General features: G+C 57.4%; 17 protein-coding genes and 4 tRNA genes. 11 read left to right on the forward strand and 10 right to left on the reverse strand.

The genetic code is table 11. The annotated features are described in order from the left end of the window. Positions 1-35 precede the first annotated feature (35 nt). Genes B8783_RS15900 through B8783_RS15920 form a run of 5 tightly spaced genes read left to right on the forward strand, consistent with a single transcriptional unit; the run spans position 36 to position 2,529 of the window. Positions 36-227 carry a CsbD family protein gene (locus B8783_RS15900; protein WP_084421061.1) on the forward strand — a complete coding sequence of 64 codons (192 nt, stop codon included), beginning with the start codon at positions 36-38 and terminating at the stop codon, positions 225-227. A gap of 40 nt (positions 228-267) precedes the next feature. Next, positions 268-1,509: an FAD-binding domain-containing protein gene (locus B8783_RS15905; protein ID WP_233355826.1), complete on the forward strand. Its 1,242-nt coding sequence runs from the start codon at positions 268-270 to the stop codon at positions 1,507-1,509. After that, the gene (locus tag B8783_RS15910) at positions 1,506-1,793 is read left to right on the forward strand and encodes a GNAT family N-acetyltransferase (RefSeq protein WP_084421062.1); all 288 of its coding nucleotides are present in this window, start codon (positions 1,506-1,508) and stop codon (positions 1,791-1,793) included. Before B8783_RS15905 ends, B8783_RS15910 begins: the two co-directional genes overlap by 4 nt. Next, positions 1,790-2,065, forward strand: coding sequence for a GNAT family N-acetyltransferase (locus B8783_RS15915; RefSeq protein WP_084421063.1), 276 nt, complete (start codon positions 1,790-1,792; stop codon positions 2,063-2,065). Before B8783_RS15910 ends, B8783_RS15915 begins: the two co-directional genes overlap by 4 nt. A gap of 14 nt (positions 2,066-2,079) precedes the next feature. Continuing rightward, on the forward strand, positions 2,080-2,529 hold the full coding sequence (locus tag B8783_RS15920; protein ID WP_084421064.1) for a YcgN family cysteine cluster protein: 450 nt from the start codon (positions 2,080-2,082) through the stop codon (positions 2,527-2,529). A gap of 24 nt (positions 2,530-2,553) precedes the next feature. On the opposite strand, the gene B8783_RS15925 is transcribed toward B8783_RS15920, so the two are convergent. Beyond that, complete coding sequence (locus B8783_RS15925; protein ID WP_084421065.1) at positions 2,554-3,600, reverse strand: TraB/GumN family protein; 1,047 nt, start codon at positions 3,598-3,600, stop codon at positions 2,554-2,556. 132 nt (positions 3,601-3,732) lie between these two features. Between B8783_RS15925 and B8783_RS15930 the strand changes: the two genes are divergently transcribed. Then, positions 3,733-3,809, forward strand: a tRNA-Arg gene (locus tag B8783_RS15930). A 61-nt stretch (positions 3,810-3,870) separates the two neighbouring features. On the opposite strand, the gene B8783_RS15935 is transcribed toward B8783_RS15930, so the two are convergent. Both B8783_RS15935 and B8783_RS15940 read right to left on the reverse strand, forming a co-directional pair. Beyond that, positions 3,871-3,944 (reverse strand) — tRNA-Gly (locus tag B8783_RS15935). Between the two features lie 47 nt (positions 3,945-3,991). Next, positions 3,992-4,076: transfer RNA gene (locus B8783_RS15940), tRNA-Tyr, on the reverse strand. Positions 4,077-4,173: 97 nt separating this feature from the next. Between B8783_RS15940 and B8783_RS15945 the strand changes: the two genes are divergently transcribed. Then, positions 4,174-4,947 carry a TrmH family RNA methyltransferase gene (locus tag B8783_RS15945; protein ID WP_084421066.1) on the forward strand — a complete coding sequence of 258 codons (774 nt, stop codon included), beginning with the start codon at positions 4,174-4,176 and terminating at the stop codon, positions 4,945-4,947. After that, positions 4,944-5,813 (forward strand): alpha/beta fold hydrolase, encoded by an 870-nt coding sequence (locus B8783_RS15950; protein WP_084421067.1) that lies wholly within the window; start codon positions 4,944-4,946, stop codon positions 5,811-5,813. Before B8783_RS15945 ends, B8783_RS15950 begins: the two co-directional genes overlap by 4 nt. Positions 5,814-5,818: 5 nt before the next feature. Here B8783_RS15950 and B8783_RS15955 read toward each other — a convergent pair whose 3' ends face one another. Both B8783_RS15955 and B8783_RS15960 read right to left on the reverse strand, forming a co-directional pair. Then, positions 5,819-6,862, reverse strand: coding sequence for an endonuclease NucS domain-containing protein (locus B8783_RS15955; protein WP_084421068.1), 1,044 nt, complete (start codon positions 6,860-6,862; stop codon positions 5,819-5,821). Between the two features lie 90 nt (positions 6,863-6,952). Next, positions 6,953-7,765 (reverse strand): hypothetical protein, encoded by an 813-nt coding sequence (locus B8783_RS15960; RefSeq protein WP_233355827.1) that lies wholly within the window; start codon positions 7,763-7,765, stop codon positions 6,953-6,955. A 61-nt stretch (positions 7,766-7,826) separates the two neighbouring features. On the opposite strand from B8783_RS15960, the gene B8783_RS15965 reads away from it, so the two are divergent. Beyond that, the gene (locus tag B8783_RS15965) at positions 7,827-8,744 is read left to right on the forward strand and encodes a fatty acid desaturase family protein (RefSeq protein ID WP_084421069.1); all 918 of its coding nucleotides are present in this window, start codon (positions 7,827-7,829) and stop codon (positions 8,742-8,744) included. 2 nt (positions 8,745-8,746) lie between these two features. Here B8783_RS15965 and B8783_RS15970 read toward each other — a convergent pair whose 3' ends face one another. After that, positions 8,747-9,358, reverse strand: coding sequence for a trimeric intracellular cation channel family protein (locus B8783_RS15970; RefSeq protein WP_084421070.1), 612 nt, complete (start codon positions 9,356-9,358; stop codon positions 8,747-8,749). 392 nt (positions 9,359-9,750) lie between these two features. Between B8783_RS15970 and thpD the strand changes: the two genes are divergently transcribed. Further along, positions 9,751-10,683 carry an ectoine hydroxylase gene (gene thpD, locus B8783_RS15975; RefSeq protein ID WP_084421071.1) on the forward strand — a complete coding sequence of 311 codons (933 nt, stop codon included), beginning with the start codon at positions 9,751-9,753 and terminating at the stop codon, positions 10,681-10,683. On the opposite strand, the gene B8783_RS15980 is transcribed toward thpD, so the two are convergent. Both B8783_RS15980 and B8783_RS15985 read right to left on the reverse strand, forming a co-directional pair. Continuing rightward, positions 10,680-11,756 (reverse strand): GNAT family N-acetyltransferase, encoded by a 1,077-nt coding sequence (locus B8783_RS15980; protein WP_084421072.1) that lies wholly within the window; start codon positions 11,754-11,756, stop codon positions 10,680-10,682. The genes thpD and B8783_RS15980 overlap by 4 nt on opposite strands. A gap of 111 nt (positions 11,757-11,867) precedes the next feature. Then, positions 11,868-11,941 (reverse strand) — tRNA-Gly (locus B8783_RS15985). Positions 11,942-12,055: 114 nt separating this feature from the next. Between B8783_RS15985 and B8783_RS15990 the strand changes: the two genes are divergently transcribed. After that, positions 12,056-13,003 carry a radical SAM protein gene (locus B8783_RS15990; protein WP_084421073.1) on the forward strand — a complete coding sequence of 316 codons (948 nt, stop codon included), beginning with the start codon at positions 12,056-12,058 and terminating at the stop codon, positions 13,001-13,003. 2 nt (positions 13,004-13,005) lie between these two features. Here the strand turns inward: B8783_RS15990 and B8783_RS15995 are convergent, their stop codons facing one another. Both B8783_RS15995 and B8783_RS16000 read right to left on the reverse strand, forming a co-directional pair. Continuing rightward, positions 13,006-13,224 (reverse strand): helix-turn-helix transcriptional regulator, encoded by a 219-nt coding sequence (locus B8783_RS15995; protein ID WP_084422145.1) that lies wholly within the window; start codon positions 13,222-13,224, stop codon positions 13,006-13,008. An 11-nt stretch (positions 13,225-13,235) separates the two neighbouring features. Further along, positions 13,236-13,646 carry a hypothetical protein gene (locus B8783_RS16000; protein WP_084421074.1) on the reverse strand — a complete coding sequence of 137 codons (411 nt, stop codon included), beginning with the start codon at positions 13,644-13,646 and terminating at the stop codon, positions 13,236-13,238. Positions 13,647-13,776: the final 130 nt, after the last annotated feature.

Below are 13,776 nucleotides of genomic sequence, written 5' to 3' on the forward strand. Positions count from 1 at the left end.
CAGCAAGTTTAGCAATCTCCAGAAAGGAGAATACAATGGGAAATGACAAGGAAAAAGGCTTCGCCAAAAAAGTTGAAGGCAAAGCAAAAGAAGTCGCTGGCGTCGTCACAAATGACCGTGAGCTAGAGGCTGAAGGCAAGGCCAAACAGGTCGAAGGCGAAGGTCAGGAGACCTTTGGCGAGGTCAAGGACGCGCTCTCTGGCGACAAGAAAAAAGACCAGAAGTAATCTTCTGGCTGGCGTGTTGGCGCAGCCTAATTGAATGCGCATGAGCACTGGAAATATCAACTCCACGCGCGAGACGGCCCTCAAGATGCTGAATTATTTCGTCCCGAATATGGGCGAGGTCTATGCGTCACAGCGGAATATTGATTTTGGGCGAGTTGGCCGGACGAACGTGTCCTGCCTCTCGCCCTTTCTGCGTCATCGCCTGATCAGTGAGCGGGAAGTCGCTGCAGCCGCACTTGAGGCGTATGGCTTCGAGGCGTCGCATAAATACCTGCAGGAGCTTTGTTGGCGTACCTATTTCAAGGGCTGGCTGGAGCATCGCCCCGGTGTCTGGACTGCCTATTGCGCTGAGCGCGACCAGCTTTTCGCATCGCTAGAAAGTGACACGGAAACCAAGGAAGCCTACGAACGCGCCATTGCCGGTAAGACGGGGATAGACGGGTTTGACACCTGGGCAAGCGAACTCATCGAGACGGGTTATTTGCACAATCATGCGCGGATGTCTTTTGCCTCAATCTGGATGTTCACGCTCAAGCTTCCCTGGCAGCTCGGCGCTGAGTTCCTTCTCAGGCATTTGATGGATGGGGACCCTGCCTCAAATACGCTGTCATGGCGCTGGATCGGCGGGCTTCACACCGAAGGCAAGACATATCTGGCGAGCCACAAAGCCATCGAAGTCTGCTCAAATGGTCGTTTCAGTCCGGACAATCTGGCTACGCAGGCCGATCCCGTAGGCGGCGCGGCTAACCCCGAACCAGAGGACATCTCTCCGGCAGACGGCGTGCCGAGTGGCCGGTTTGCACTGCTTTTGACCGAGGATGATCTCAGCCCCGAAACGATGCTAGGCAAAGAGGCCGATATCGCGGCAATTGCAGGCGTTTCGAGTGCGGAGTTGCGGTCGCCACATGGCGCTGGAGAAAAGGCCTCGGCGTTTACCAGTCAAGCAATGACGGACGCGCTCAGCCGGGCCTCAAAAGTCTATTGCGTCGATACCGTGGATTTTAGTGAAACCGCATCGCTGACGGACGACATTCATGAGTGGGCGCAGTCGCTCGACACAGATCAGATCGCCATTCCCTGGGTCCCGGTTGGCTGGAGCCGTGACAGGATGATCCCGGTTCTGGCTGATCTTGAAAACAGGGGCCTCACGATCTCATATCTTCGAAGACCCTGGGACGACATTTTCTGGCCGCACACGACGGCAGGCTATTTCAAGCTCAGGAAAAAACTGCCCCGCCTTTTTGATGAAGCGGGGCTCGAAGGCGTGGAAGGCCGTGTATGAGCGATCTCGATATCCAGCAGACGGAGACTGAAAGCGGCGGGCGATATTTCGTCACCGTTTCCGGCCATGAGGCTGAAATGACCTATTCACGCGCAGGCGAAAAGATCATCATTATTGATCACACCGGGGTGCCGTCAGAGCTAGGCGGACAAGGGGTCGGCACCAAGCTGGTCCTGAGGGCGGTTGAGGATGCGCGGCGCCATGGCCGCAAGATCGTACCGCTTTGCCCCTTTGCCAAAGCCCAATTTGAAAAGCATGGCGATTGGAAGGACGTATTGAAATGACCGATCTCAAACTTGAAGACAGCGGCTCCAGATTGACCGCAGATGTCGACGGCCACGAAGTCGAGATCCGCTATGGCTGGGACGCCAAGCACATCATGCGGGTCGATTTTGTCGGGGTGCCCAAGGCGCTTGGTGGACGCGGGCTCGGCACCAAGCTGGTCGGCAAACTCGTTGAAAAGGCGCGCAAGGAAGACTTTCGCTTGCGCCCGGTCTGCGGATTTGCCCGTGTGCAGCTGCAACGACATCCGGAGTGGCAAGACGTCGTCGCCTGAGCCATCATGGCGGCATGACGAAACCGTTCTGGCAAACCAAACGTCTCGATGAAATGACCCCGCAGGAGTGGGAGTCGGTCTGCGATGGCTGTGCGAAATGCTGCCTGCTCAAACTCGAAGACGAAGACAGCGGTGATATCGCTTACACCCGGCTACACTGCCGGCTTCTCGATGCTGATCTTTGCAAATGCGCCGATTATGAAAACCGCAAGGCCAAGGTGCCCGATTGCGTGATCCTGACCCCGAAATCGGTTTCAGAGCTGAAATGGATGCCGCAAAGTTGCGCCTATCGCCGTCTCCATGAGGGTAGGGGCCTGCCGGACTGGCACCATTTGATCAGCGGCGACCGCGATCTTGTCCATAGCGGTGGTCACTCTGTCATGGGTCAGACGGTCAGCGAGGACACGGTTTTCGAGGAAGACCAGATCGACTGGATCATCGATTGGGACGGCAATCCGCCTTGAGGGCAAAAGGCCAGGGCGGTCGCCCTACGGCCCCTCGACCTCATAGCCTTCGTCCCGAAGCATCGTGATGACGCTATCTGGCCCGGCAAGATGCCCGGCGCCCACAGCGATAAAGACCGTGCCCGGTTCATCCAGCATGTCTGCGATTTTGGGCGCCCAGTTTTGGTTTCTGCTGAGGAATAGCGCATCGTAGACGCCCTCGCCGCCGCCCGTATCGGGATTTGCGACCAGTGTTCCGAGACCTGCAACATCGCCGTCGGACCATTCTTCAACGACCTGATCCAGCATTTTGGTCGTGTCGTCGAGCGTCAGGGCCGTTTCGTAGAGATATTCCTTCTGGACAGGCTCTGGAAGCGTATCGAAAATGTCTGCCTGAATGCTGGCCGTTTCGAGATAACCGAATGATTTGCCATCTTCGTGGGCATCCGCCAGCAGGATCTGTTCAACGCCTGCATTCGGGTCAAAGCCGTCCTTCTGGAGCCTCAGCACAGACAGATTGATTGCGGCCATCCACGGTTCCATAGGATTGATCGCGGCGATGGGAAGCCCGAGGGAATCCAGCGCGCTTTCAAGGGCTTCAAGATCGCCTTCGCTGAGCTCGCTGCTCAGCGTGCGCCCATCGCCATAGAGGCCCTTGGACATGAAGTCCTTTGCCATTTCCCGCTGGCCTTCAGGGCTTTCCATGTCCAGTTCGAGAACCAGCTTGTCAGCGCTATCGAACGCTTCAGAAAATTCAGCCGTGCGCCATTCCATATCGGGGCGCATCAGGTGGACCGTGCCGAAAATGTAGATCGTGGTGTCGTCATCGGAAAGCGTCCACAGCGCGGGAGACCCGCTCCCGGATGTCGCTTTCGCTTCTGCCAGGGCCGTCTCGAATTCTGCGAGAATGTCCTCGCGATCGCGGCGGACGTCTTCTGGCGCTTCGGTTTCAGTCGTCGCCTCGACGATGCTGACGTCTTCCTCAGTCTGCGCGGGCGTAGTCGGTTCATCGGACTGCGTGCCGCAGCCTGCCAGCAGGAAGGTTAGCGCGAGCCCTGAAACAGCGGCGGCGCGGGGGAGGGAAAAAGTCATGCCGGAAACAGGCTCCTGTTGGAAAAATCAGTATCTGCCCTGTCTTATAGGCGCAGTGGGTGCAAAAGCGAATGCCTTGCGTGCTGCGAAAAGATTGCACCATGCGACAGCTTCGAATATGGACACCCCAACGCACCTATAGCTCAGCTGGATAGAGCGCTGCCCTCCGAAGGCAGAGGTCACAGGTTCGAATCCTGTTAGGTGCGCCATTCCCCTACTGGCACGGCAGGCAAAAAACCAATCAACGCTTGATGTCAGAGAGCGGCGGACTGGAGCGGGTACACGGAATCGAACCGAGATCCTCAGCTTGGAAGGCTGCTGCACTACCGTTGTGCTATACCCGCCCTGTAAGTCCGGGCGCCCGGCTAAATCCTATCAGAGAACAGGGCAGTGGTGGAGGGGACAGGATTCGAACCTGTGTACGCTATGCGGGCAGATTTACAGTCTGCTGCCTTTAACCACTCGGCCACCCCTCCAGGGCATGCCCTGCGACGCTCTGATTGACGTCGCCGGAACAGGACGCCAAATGTCTGCAACAGCAGTCACCGGCGCACCGAAGGCCGCTTTATAGGGATGAAGCCAATCGCACGCAACCATGAGAAACGTCGATTTGCAGCGAGAGCTGCTCCTGACCCGTCCGCACCTGTTTGGCTGTGGGGGCAACATGCCGTTGAAGCGGCAATTGCGAACCGAAGCCGCGAGATACTGCGTTGTGTCGCAACAGAAAATGCGGCGCGGCGCACCGGCTTCGCGCAAGCCGAGATTATGGACCCGAAGGCACTGGATAAGCTATTGCCACCGGGGGCCGTGCATCAGGGCCTGGCGGTCAAGGTCAATCCACTGGCGCCTGTCGCGCTGGATGAGTGCATTGCCCGGGTCGATGCGCCGGACCGGGTCTGCGTGCTTGACCAGCTATCGGACCCGCATAATCTCGGCGCGATTTTCCGATCTGCTGCGGCGTTCGGTGTGGGCGCCATGATCCTGCAGACGCGCCATACGCCCTTGGTGACAGGCGTTGCGGCAAAAGCGGCCGCTGGCGCAATCGAAGCGGTTGAGGAAGTGCGCGTCGTCAACATAGCGCGCGCCATCGATGCGCTTGGTGAGGCCGGCTATCATACGGTCGGGCTGGCCGGTGAAGGGATTGAGACGGTTGCCGATGCCGTGTCAGGTGCGCGCAAGATTGCTTTCGTGATGGGCGCCGAAGGTTCAGGCCTGCGCCCGGCCGTTGCAAAAGCCTGTGCACAGCTTGCGCGCATTCCGATGACACCCGGCATGGAAAGCCTCAACGTCTCCAATGCGGCCGCGATTGCCTTCTACGAAGCGATGAGAAACAGGGAAAACCTATGACACTGCATGGTCCGGTCTCACACTCTTACTACTCTCAGCGTCTCAAGCTCCATTATGTCGACTGGGGCAATGACGAAGCGCCGCCGCTGGTTATGGTGCATGGCGGGCGCGACCATTGCCGCAGCTGGGATTGGGTCGCCCAGGAATTGCGTCAGGACTGGCATATCATCGCGCCAGACCTTCGCGGCCATGGCGACAGTGCCTGGTCGCCTGAAGGCAATTACAACATGCAGGCTTATATCTACGATCTGGCGCAGCTGATCCATCAGCTGAAGCTGGAGAAGGTGACCCTGATCGCGCATTCGCTCGGCGGGAACATCGCGCTGCGCTATACCGGCCTCTATCCGGACAAGGTCGACAAGCTGGTGGCCATCGAAGGCCTTGGACCGTCACCAAAGATTATCGAGCAGCGTCAGGAAACGCCCTGGCAGGACCGTTTCCGCAAGATGATCGAGGATAAGCGCGCGCTCTCTGGCCGTCAGCCCAAACGCTATGACAGCCTCGAGCAGGCCTATGCCCGCATGAAGGAAGAGAACAGCTTCCTCTCAGCCGAACAGGCCCGCCACCTGACGATCAACGGCATCGCCCGCAATGAAGACGGCACCTATAGCTGGAAGTTCGACAATTATCTGCGCGTCTGGGAATCAGTTGATCTGACGATTGAGCAGATCCACCAGCTCTGGGAATCGATCACCTGTCCGACATTGCTGCTCTATGGCGAGAAAAGCTGGGCCTCGAACCCGGCAGAGGATGGCCGCGATCAGTATTTCCAGAATGCAGAGGTTAAACTCTTCCCGGACGCCGGCCACTGGCTGCACCATGACCGGTTTGACCTGTTCATGGAAACGCTGAACGAGTTTCTCTAGAAGCCTCACTCGTTGACTTCAAATGCCTGAATCAAGAACTCAATGGTCGCCTGATCTCTGAGTTTGCAAACAATGTTCTGATTAGCAAATGCGCCTTTGAATCTTTTGGCGTGCGACACGTCAAAAGTCTTGGACCAGTCTATGCCGACGACATATTCAGCGATCTCTGAATCTTCAGCATTCAGCTTTATATTCGGCTGCTCGAGCGGTTGTGAAAATAATGGCCCGTTTTCGGTAGAGAACTCGCTTGCCCGAACTTTGCTTTGGTTCACAATCCCGTAGCCGATATACCCGTTGCCTTTGTCGTAAACGAAAACTTTGTCACCAGGTTTGAGTTGGTCTAGTCGCTTGGTATAGAAACTTCCACCACTTGCGCCAATGAATCCGTATCGCACCATATCGGTCCAACCGCGGTCTTCTCCAATGCCTGCATTCACGAAGTAGTAGCCGGACCAAGGTGCTTTGACTTTGCGTTCAGAGCGTTCTTCCACGGCCGCCTGATCAAGCAAGAAGTCGGTCGTCAGCCATTCTCCACCATCGTGCTCAAAGACGTTGAAGAACGCCGTATTTATCGCCACGCCATGCTCCTCAGAAAGATACTCGACTATTCTGCGAGATGAAGGGTCAAGTTCGCTGGCAACGATTAGCATTGAATGTGTTGAATTTAGCTGTTCCGGAATGTTCTCATTGAAATATTCCGAATAAGCGGAAGTCAGGTGCTTTGAAGTATATTGCTCGGCAATCTTATAGATATCCGCCGTTGAAAGCGTTTTGATCCAGGACGCATAGTCCAAAACTTGACCGACAATGTCGCGTGCAGTTTTGTCTTTCTTCAACTCGATTATGATAATCGTACCTTCGCGGTCCATCGCGACGAGGTCTATATATTTTCCATGCGCGGTGGGGACCTGGCGTCCAATAATCATAGCGTCGAGACCAAGAAGTGCGGGATTGCGCTCAACCCAGTCTTCAATCTGACTTTCTCGGCTTAATCGCCCTGCGGAGGCCGCGACCAATTCGTTACCCTGTACCTTAAAAAGGTTCGTCATTGTCTCTCCTACAGGTTTAACCGCATCAAACACTGATGGCACGGTAGTGCTTTACAACGAGTTGTGATTAGCAATCTTTCTTGAGCTATTTCAGGCGAGTTTCAAAAAATACGCTGCCCAACAGGCCTGACCGCGCGCATCATAGGTCTTCATCGTTTCGACCATCTGTTCGAACAGCCTTGCCTCGGCGAGCTCTGCGGGCAGCAGCGGATCAAAGTTGATGGTGCGGATGACGGCCTGCCCGATGAGCAGGGTTTCGCGGGCGGCATCTGCCGCGTCCAGATTGTCGAGGCCGCTCAGGCTGCCCGTCATCCGTTGAATGGCGTCGCGATAGGACTGCTCCAGCGCGTCGATTGACCAGAGACGGGACCAGTCTTCCTTCGCGTCCGGGGCGCTTGCGGTCGATTTCAGCAACCGGATGTCTTCATCGGCGCCGATATCGATCAAATCTGCTCTGTGATCGGCCAGAGACCCCACCAGATTGGCGGGACGCACCCACAGCGCCATGTCCGCCGCGCGATAGCCTGACAAAGCGAGGGCGCGCTCGCGGGCGCGCACCTGTTTGCGGTCTGTGCGGCCGAGTTGATGGGTAAGCGCGACCAGCCAGTCTCCGTCCCAGTCTTGTGTGCGCTCTGGCGCGCTGCGCCATTGCTGGACGCGGCGGGTCAGCGCTTTCGCTTTCGGGCCTGCAATATAGACGCCGCGCTCGGGACTTCCCAGAAGACCGGCCTTCTGCAGGCGGGTGATCGCGACCCGCAGCGTCGCTGGTTCAATCCCGAACAAGGCTCCGGCATTGACCAGGCTCGACACGCTCTGGCGCTCGGTGCCTGTGCTGCTCAGTAAAGAGAGGACCAGACCCCGCGCGGAGATGTCATCCGGTGTCAGAGGCTTAAAATAATACAAATATTGACCCAATGTGATAAAAAATGTAATAAACGATAATGATCGTTACGGAGCAAGCCCCATGTCGACCTTGATGAAACTATCTGACGCGCTTTCAAAGGACGAAATGCGCAGCCTGCGTGAGAAGTCTGACCTGAAAGCGGCGGCGACTCTCATCTGGAACTGGGGGTTGATCGTCGCTGCCTTTGCGATGGCGATCATTTGGACGAACCCTCTCACCATCCTGCTCGGCATCATCCTGCTAGGGGGACGCCAGCTGGGGCTGGGCATCATCAATCATGACTGCGCGCATCACGCCTTCTTCAAGAGCAAGGACGTGGACGAGTTTGTCGGTGAATGGATCGTGGGCGCCCCCATGAACATTTCTCTTGCGGCCTACCGGGCCTATCATCTCAAGCATCATAAATATGCCGGCACGCCCGATGACCCGGACATCGGCTTTGTGAAAAACTATCCCGTTCCGCGCGAGAGCCTGATGCGGAAATTCAAGCGTGACCTGACCGGCCAGACCGGATTTCGCGATACGATGTACAAGATCCGCAAGTTCAAACTGTCGCGCCACTGGAAATGGCTCGCTTTCCATGTCGGCTTGCTCGCAACCTTGACGGCTGTTGGCGCGCCTTGGGCGTATCTGATGTGGTGGGCAGCCGAGCTGTTTATCTATCCAGCCGTCGTCCGCCTGCGCCAGATCGGTGAGCACGGCACCGCGATTGACCGCTCGCAGCTCGATGCGCGGCTCAATACCGGGACGACGGTCGCGCCCTTCTGGCAGCGTGTTTTCATCGCCCCGAACAATGTGAATTACCATCTGGAGCATCATCTGCTCGCCAGTATCCCGCCTTACAATCTGTCGAAGCTTCACCGCCTCCTGTCAGAGCGCGGCTTCTATGCTGAAACAGACTGCATCTCGTATGGCTATGGGGATGTCTTGCGCCGGGCGGTGCGACGTCAGGAAGCGCCGATGGTGGCCGCCGAGTAGCGTCAGCTCTTGGCTTTCGGCAGCATCCAGCCAAACAGAATGGCCGAGGCCCGCAGAATAAAAGCTGTCGCCACGCCGGCCGATAAAGCCAGCGCTTCGCTCGGCCCATGCCGCATGAGCAGGAAATAGACGACCGAGCCGACAATCGCGCAGGTCGCATAGAGTTCGCCTTCTTTCAGAACAAGCGGCTCTTCATTGGCCACAACATCGCGCATCAAGCCACCCGCACTGGCGGTGATCGTGCCCATCATGACGACCACGGCGAAACCGTGGCCAAGCTCCATAGCCTTGGCCGCGCCGACGATTGCGAACAGAGACATCCCCGCAGCATCCGGCCAGCGCAGGGCCCGGAACTGGCTGACGAACCGGTAAAAGAAAAACGCCGTCATGCCGCCTGCGGTGGCAAGGATCAAAGTCGTCGTATCGCTTAGCCAGAAAACCGGCTGGTCGAGCAGGAGATCACGCAATGTGCCGCCGCCGATGGCCGGCAGAAAGGCGAGCACGATGACGCCCAGAAAGTCCATATCCTTGCGCACAGCGACAACGCCTCCAGAAATGGCGAAGACGAAGATGCCGACCCTGTCGGCGAGAGAGAGAAGCAGTTCCGGGCTCATCCGCGCCCCTATGCCGAAGATTGCGCTTTGCGTCCATTCGCAGCTAACATTTCTACATTACAGATGTAGAGCTTGTGATCGGCGACTTGAGCGGGTCGTCGATGTCTGGGGCATGACTGGACGGCGGCTCATGAGACGGCCTGCACAAATATGCTGAATGAGCGCTCGGCCGTTACTGCGGCGGCCGGTTGAGGCTCAATTTTTCGCGGCATATGGGCCTCGATATTGATCTAGATTAAGCCACTGCGTGTTTTTTCAAAAATTATGCAACCTATAGCTGCGTGTCCGCGTAACAGGCCCCGGACGGCCCGATGCCAGAACGGCATGTTCCGTCAAAAGTAATGACCAATCCGACGGAGAACACGTCGGTGATATGTAATGAGGACGACAGAATGAGGACGCAAGACACGCGAGAGGATATCTATCAGACCCGCAGGACAAATGATGTTGAGCGCATCGCCAGACGTGACGAGGTCGTGCATGCGGATGGGCGCAGACGCCCGCCGATTTGCCCGTCCCTGATCAATGAATTTGAGCAGAACGGCTTTGTTGTGCTCGAAGACGTTTTCTCCCCGGCTGAAGTCGCCCGCATGAAGGGCACCGCCAATGAGATGCGGGACTATCCGTCGAGCCTTGCCGACAGCACGGTTATCAGTGAACGCGATAGCGGCGCGGTTCGGTCAGTCTTTTCAATCCACCGTCAGACCGCTGATTTTGACATGGTCGCCCGCGATCCGCGCCTGTCCGATGTGGCCCGCTACATCCTCGGAGACGATGTCTACATCCACCAGTCACGGCTGAACTACAAACCGGCTTTCAAAGGCAAGGAATTCTACTGGCACTCTGATTTTGAGACCTGGCACGCCGAAGACGGGATGCCGAATATGAGTGCGCTGTCGATGTCCGTCATGCTGACAGATAACCACCCACAGGCCGGGCCGGTCATGTTTGTCCCCGGCAGCCACAAGACTTTCATTTCGTGTATCGGTGAAACGCCGGACAACAATTACAAATCCTCGCTGAAGCGACAGCTAACCGGCATTCCGGATGCGCAGAGTATTGAGACACTTGTCGACGAGGGCGGTATCGTCGCTCCGGCGCCCAAGGCCGGGTCTGTTGTCGTGTTCGATTGCAATACGCTGCACGCCTCGAACGGCAATATCACGCCATTTGAGCGCATGAACGCCTTCTTCGTCTTCAATGCGTGGTCTAACCGCCTGGAACGCCCCTTCGCTGGCAAGCGACCTCGGCCCGAGCACATTGCTCACCGCAAGGTCGACGCGCCAATGAGGCGATTGAGCGAGATTCAGCGCAAAGTCGCCTAAGCTCGCCAGGTTCCGGTCAAAACGGCCCGCTCATATTTGCGGGCATACTTGGCCGGAACGTCGAGTAGCTTATGGGTGCCTTCGACCTTGAAGCTGAGCTCCGTGCAGCGCGTGGCGAGCTTCTGGGCTGGCGACAGGGCGAGCGTGCCGCAACGTACCGGTGCCATCCATGTTGCCATCTGGCGCTTATAACGCGTTTCGCCGAGGCCAAGATGCAGTTCGCGAATGCCATTATCCGCGCCCCACATCGCGAGGCTGAACAAAAGGGCGAGGCCGGGTTTCTGTTTAGCAAAGGCCTCTTCGTACGCTGGAAACCAGTAGTGCATCACGTCTCGTGACCGCATGCAGTAGCTGATCGCGGCGACTTTGCCGCCAATGCTCAGCGTTGAAAGAATGCCTCGAGCCGTCTCATCGCGACGCTCGAGCAACTCGGTGAGAAGCTTCGCAGGCCAGTCAATTGCAAAGAGGTCAAAGTGGCCAGACTGACGATAGGCTTCTGATTTCTGCTCGAAGAGGCGCTTCATGATGGCCGGATCGTCAATATCGTGCGTGACGATTGTGTCAGGCGCGTCCAGCAGTTTCTCGACCTTGCGCTGCTCGCGCCGAAAATTGGAGCTGTCTCCGGCGCGCTCATCCAGCCAGGCCTGATATCCGCTAGAAAGGTCCATGACCTGATTACCAGAGCCGACCTGTCCAATAATGCCGTGGCGGCGCTGGCTGGAGGGCACGGCTGAGAAGGAATAGCCGCCCACCGCGCGTGTGACATCCGCTCCGGTCAGGTCCAGCACCGTGTCAGGCGCAGCAACGATGCCGTGTAGATCATCCATCGGGCCGCCGACGGGACGCGCTGTGCCCAGCGGGCCGGGCCGAAATGGCCAATAGGCAATGGGCGCTCCGGCCTCAGAAAAGCGAAGCACACGTACGCCGGGGCGTGCCACATCGGCCGCTGCGACATACCCAAAAGAAAAATAGGGGCTGGCAAGGTCGGGGTCGCTCGCCTGAAGTTCACCCCAAGTCTGCCGATCGTCTTCAGTCAGATCGCGAAAGCACAGATCGTCTGCCTTGATCGCCATGGCGGCCCACTCCTGTCACTCGACACGCATCGGAAGGTGGCAAGGTCTCAGATTTGGGTTATTTTTTTGCCAAGACGGCCCGCGAAATTGATCGAAGATGCCTGCGGGCGCTGGAGCGGGTGAAGGGAATCGAACCCTCGTCGTCAGCTTGGGAAGCTGCTGCTCTACCATTGAGCTACACCCGCACGGCCGACGCTATGGACGCGGATGCTGGGCCGTCGTCAAGTGAAATCACATCTGCGAGAGCGCATGCGCCGGGCTGCTTGTCATGCGAACCGACACGGCTAGTTTCTGGGGCCATGGCTCATACCACGCTGATAGATCAGAAGTTCCAGGACCCATTCGTGACGGCGAAAGGGGAAACGCGTGCCAGCGTGGATTGGCGCGGCCTGAAAACGCTTTGGCTGAACACCGGCACGCTTTGCAATATCGAGTGCGTGAACTGCTACATCAAAAGCTCCCCGACGAATGATGATCTGGTCTATCTGACGTCTGCCGACGTCACGCCTTATCTCGATGAGATCGATGCGCTGGGTCACGGGCCCAAAGAGATTGGTATCACGGGCGGTGAGCCCTTCATGTGTCCCGACATTCTGGACATCATGTCGGATATCCTCTCGCGCGGGCACACGCTGCTACTGCTGACCAATGCCATGCGCCCGATGATGCGCCCAAAAGTGCAAGCTGGCCTTGTGAGGCTTCAGCAAGAGTACGGACCGCAAATGTCGCTCCGCGTCTCGATGGACCATCATGCGCGCGATCTTCATGACGCTGAGCGTGGCGCGGGAAGCTATGACATCGCCTGCGAGGGCCTGAAATGGCTGGGGGCGAACGGCTTCCGTGTCGCAATTGCGGGCCGTCAGGCACTGTCGGAAGATGAGCAGCAGGCCCGGGCCGGCTATGGCGCCCTTGCGAGCTCGCTTGGCCTGAAACTGGATCCGTCAGACCCGAAGCAACTGGTCCTCTTTCCAGAAATGATCGAGGGCGACAGCCCCCCTGAGATCACCACCGCTTGCTGGGGCATTCTCGATGTCGACCCGGCCGACATGATGTGCGCGACGCAGCGCATGGTTGTTCGCCGCAAGGGCGCAGGCAAGGCCACCGTCACGGCGTGTACGCTGCTTGCCTATGACAAAGAGTTTGAGCTCGGCGATACGCTGGAAAGCGCAACCGCCGAGCCCGTTCAGCTCAATCATGCCTGGTGTGCAAGTTTCTGCGTGCTCGGTGGCGGCAGCTGCTCGGCCTGAGCCTATTCAGCTGCCTTTACTTCAGGCGTGGCCGGGTCCTGAAAGACCTCTTCAATCGATTTTCCGAAAAGCCTTGCAATGGCAAAAGCGAGCGGAAGGGACGGGTCGTACTTGCCGGTCTCAATGGCGTTGACGGACTGTCTCGAAACGTCGAGCTGATCGGCGAGGGCGGCCTGGCTCCAGCCATGTTCGGCGCGAAGGGCACGTATGATGTTTTCCATGATCCGTCCCATCAAACCGTCTTGCCAAAAAGCATAGGGACGCAGTTGAACAGGCCGTAGGCGATGAAGAAGGCCGGGCCGAACCAGAACACTTCAACATTGCCGATGACTTCAAAAATCTGAAGGAAACCGACGACGAATATGGCTGATATGACCAAAGCGGCACCGTAGGCAAAAGCCTTCAGATGGCGCATCCGGGTATACTCATCTGTCTCCAGCATCCAGCGAACGATTGCCCATAGCGCGACACAGACGGGAAGCGCTGTCGCAATCGCGACCAGTGACGCAATCCATGGCGGTGTGACGCCTTTATCCACATACCAGACTCCGCCGGCGACGATCAGGCAATAGCTGGCCATGGCTGGCCAGAATACCCGTTTGTAGCGTTTGCGGGCCGCGTTGAATCCAAATGTTTGGGCCATTCTTTTTGATCTCCTGTTTTCCAGTTTGGGGTTGTCTAGTTTCCTTGACACTATGACAAGTATCCTTGTCATGTCAAGCGTGCTTTACAAACAAAATTCATTGCGGGAATTCGAAGGCGCGATAGGACAG

This window comes from Henriciella litoralis, assembly GCF_002088935.1.
Classification (GTDB): Bacteria; Pseudomonadota; Alphaproteobacteria; order Caulobacterales; family Hyphomonadaceae; genus Henriciella; species Henriciella litoralis.

What these genes read in the sequence shown, in the direction of transcription:
- B8783_RS15980 (WP_084421072.1), bottom strand. Translation starts at nt 11,756, where the DNA reads ATGGCGATCAAGGCAGACGATCTGTGCTTTCGCGATCTGACTGAAGAC.
- B8783_RS15965 (WP_084421069.1), top strand. Translation starts at nt 7,827, where the DNA reads ATGTCGACCTTGATGAAACTATCTGACGCGCTTTCAAAGGACGAAATG.
- B8783_RS16000 (WP_084421074.1), bottom strand. Translation starts at nt 13,646, where the DNA reads ATGGCCCAAACATTTGGATTCAACGCGGCCCGCAAACGCTACAAACGG.
- B8783_RS15905 (WP_233355826.1), top strand. Translation starts at nt 268, where the DNA reads ATGAGCACTGGAAATATCAACTCCACGCGCGAGACGGCCCTCAAGATG.
- B8783_RS15915 (WP_084421063.1), top strand. Translation starts at nt 1,790, where the DNA reads ATGACCGATCTCAAACTTGAAGACAGCGGCTCCAGATTGACCGCAGAT.
- B8783_RS15990 (WP_084421073.1), top strand. Translation starts at nt 12,056, where the DNA reads ATGGCTCATACCACGCTGATAGATCAGAAGTTCCAGGACCCATTCGTG.
- B8783_RS15900 (WP_084421061.1), top strand. Translation starts at nt 36, where the DNA reads ATGGGAAATGACAAGGAAAAAGGCTTCGCCAAAAAAGTTGAAGGCAAA.
- B8783_RS15950 (WP_084421067.1), top strand. Translation starts at nt 4,944, where the DNA reads ATGACACTGCATGGTCCGGTCTCACACTCTTACTACTCTCAGCGTCTC.
- B8783_RS15970 (WP_084421070.1), bottom strand. Translation starts at nt 9,358, where the DNA reads ATGAGCCCGGAACTGCTTCTCTCTCTCGCCGACAGGGTCGGCATCTTC.
- B8783_RS15910 (WP_084421062.1), top strand. Translation starts at nt 1,506, where the DNA reads ATGAGCGATCTCGATATCCAGCAGACGGAGACTGAAAGCGGCGGGCGA.
- B8783_RS15920 (WP_084421064.1), top strand. Translation starts at nt 2,080, where the DNA reads ATGACGAAACCGTTCTGGCAAACCAAACGTCTCGATGAAATGACCCCG.
- B8783_RS15945 (WP_084421066.1), top strand. Translation starts at nt 4,174, where the DNA reads ATGAAGCCAATCGCACGCAACCATGAGAAACGTCGATTTGCAGCGAGA.
- thpD (WP_084421071.1), top strand. Translation starts at nt 9,751, where the DNA reads ATGAGGACGCAAGACACGCGAGAGGATATCTATCAGACCCGCAGGACA.
- B8783_RS15955 (WP_084421068.1), bottom strand. Translation starts at nt 6,862, where the DNA reads ATGACGAACCTTTTTAAGGTACAGGGTAACGAATTGGTCGCGGCCTCC.
- B8783_RS15925 (WP_084421065.1), bottom strand. Translation starts at nt 3,600, where the DNA reads ATGACTTTTTCCCTCCCCCGCGCCGCCGCTGTTTCAGGGCTCGCGCTA.
- B8783_RS15995 (WP_084422145.1), bottom strand. Translation starts at nt 13,224, where the DNA reads ATGGAAAACATCATACGTGCCCTTCGCGCCGAACATGGCTGGAGCCAG.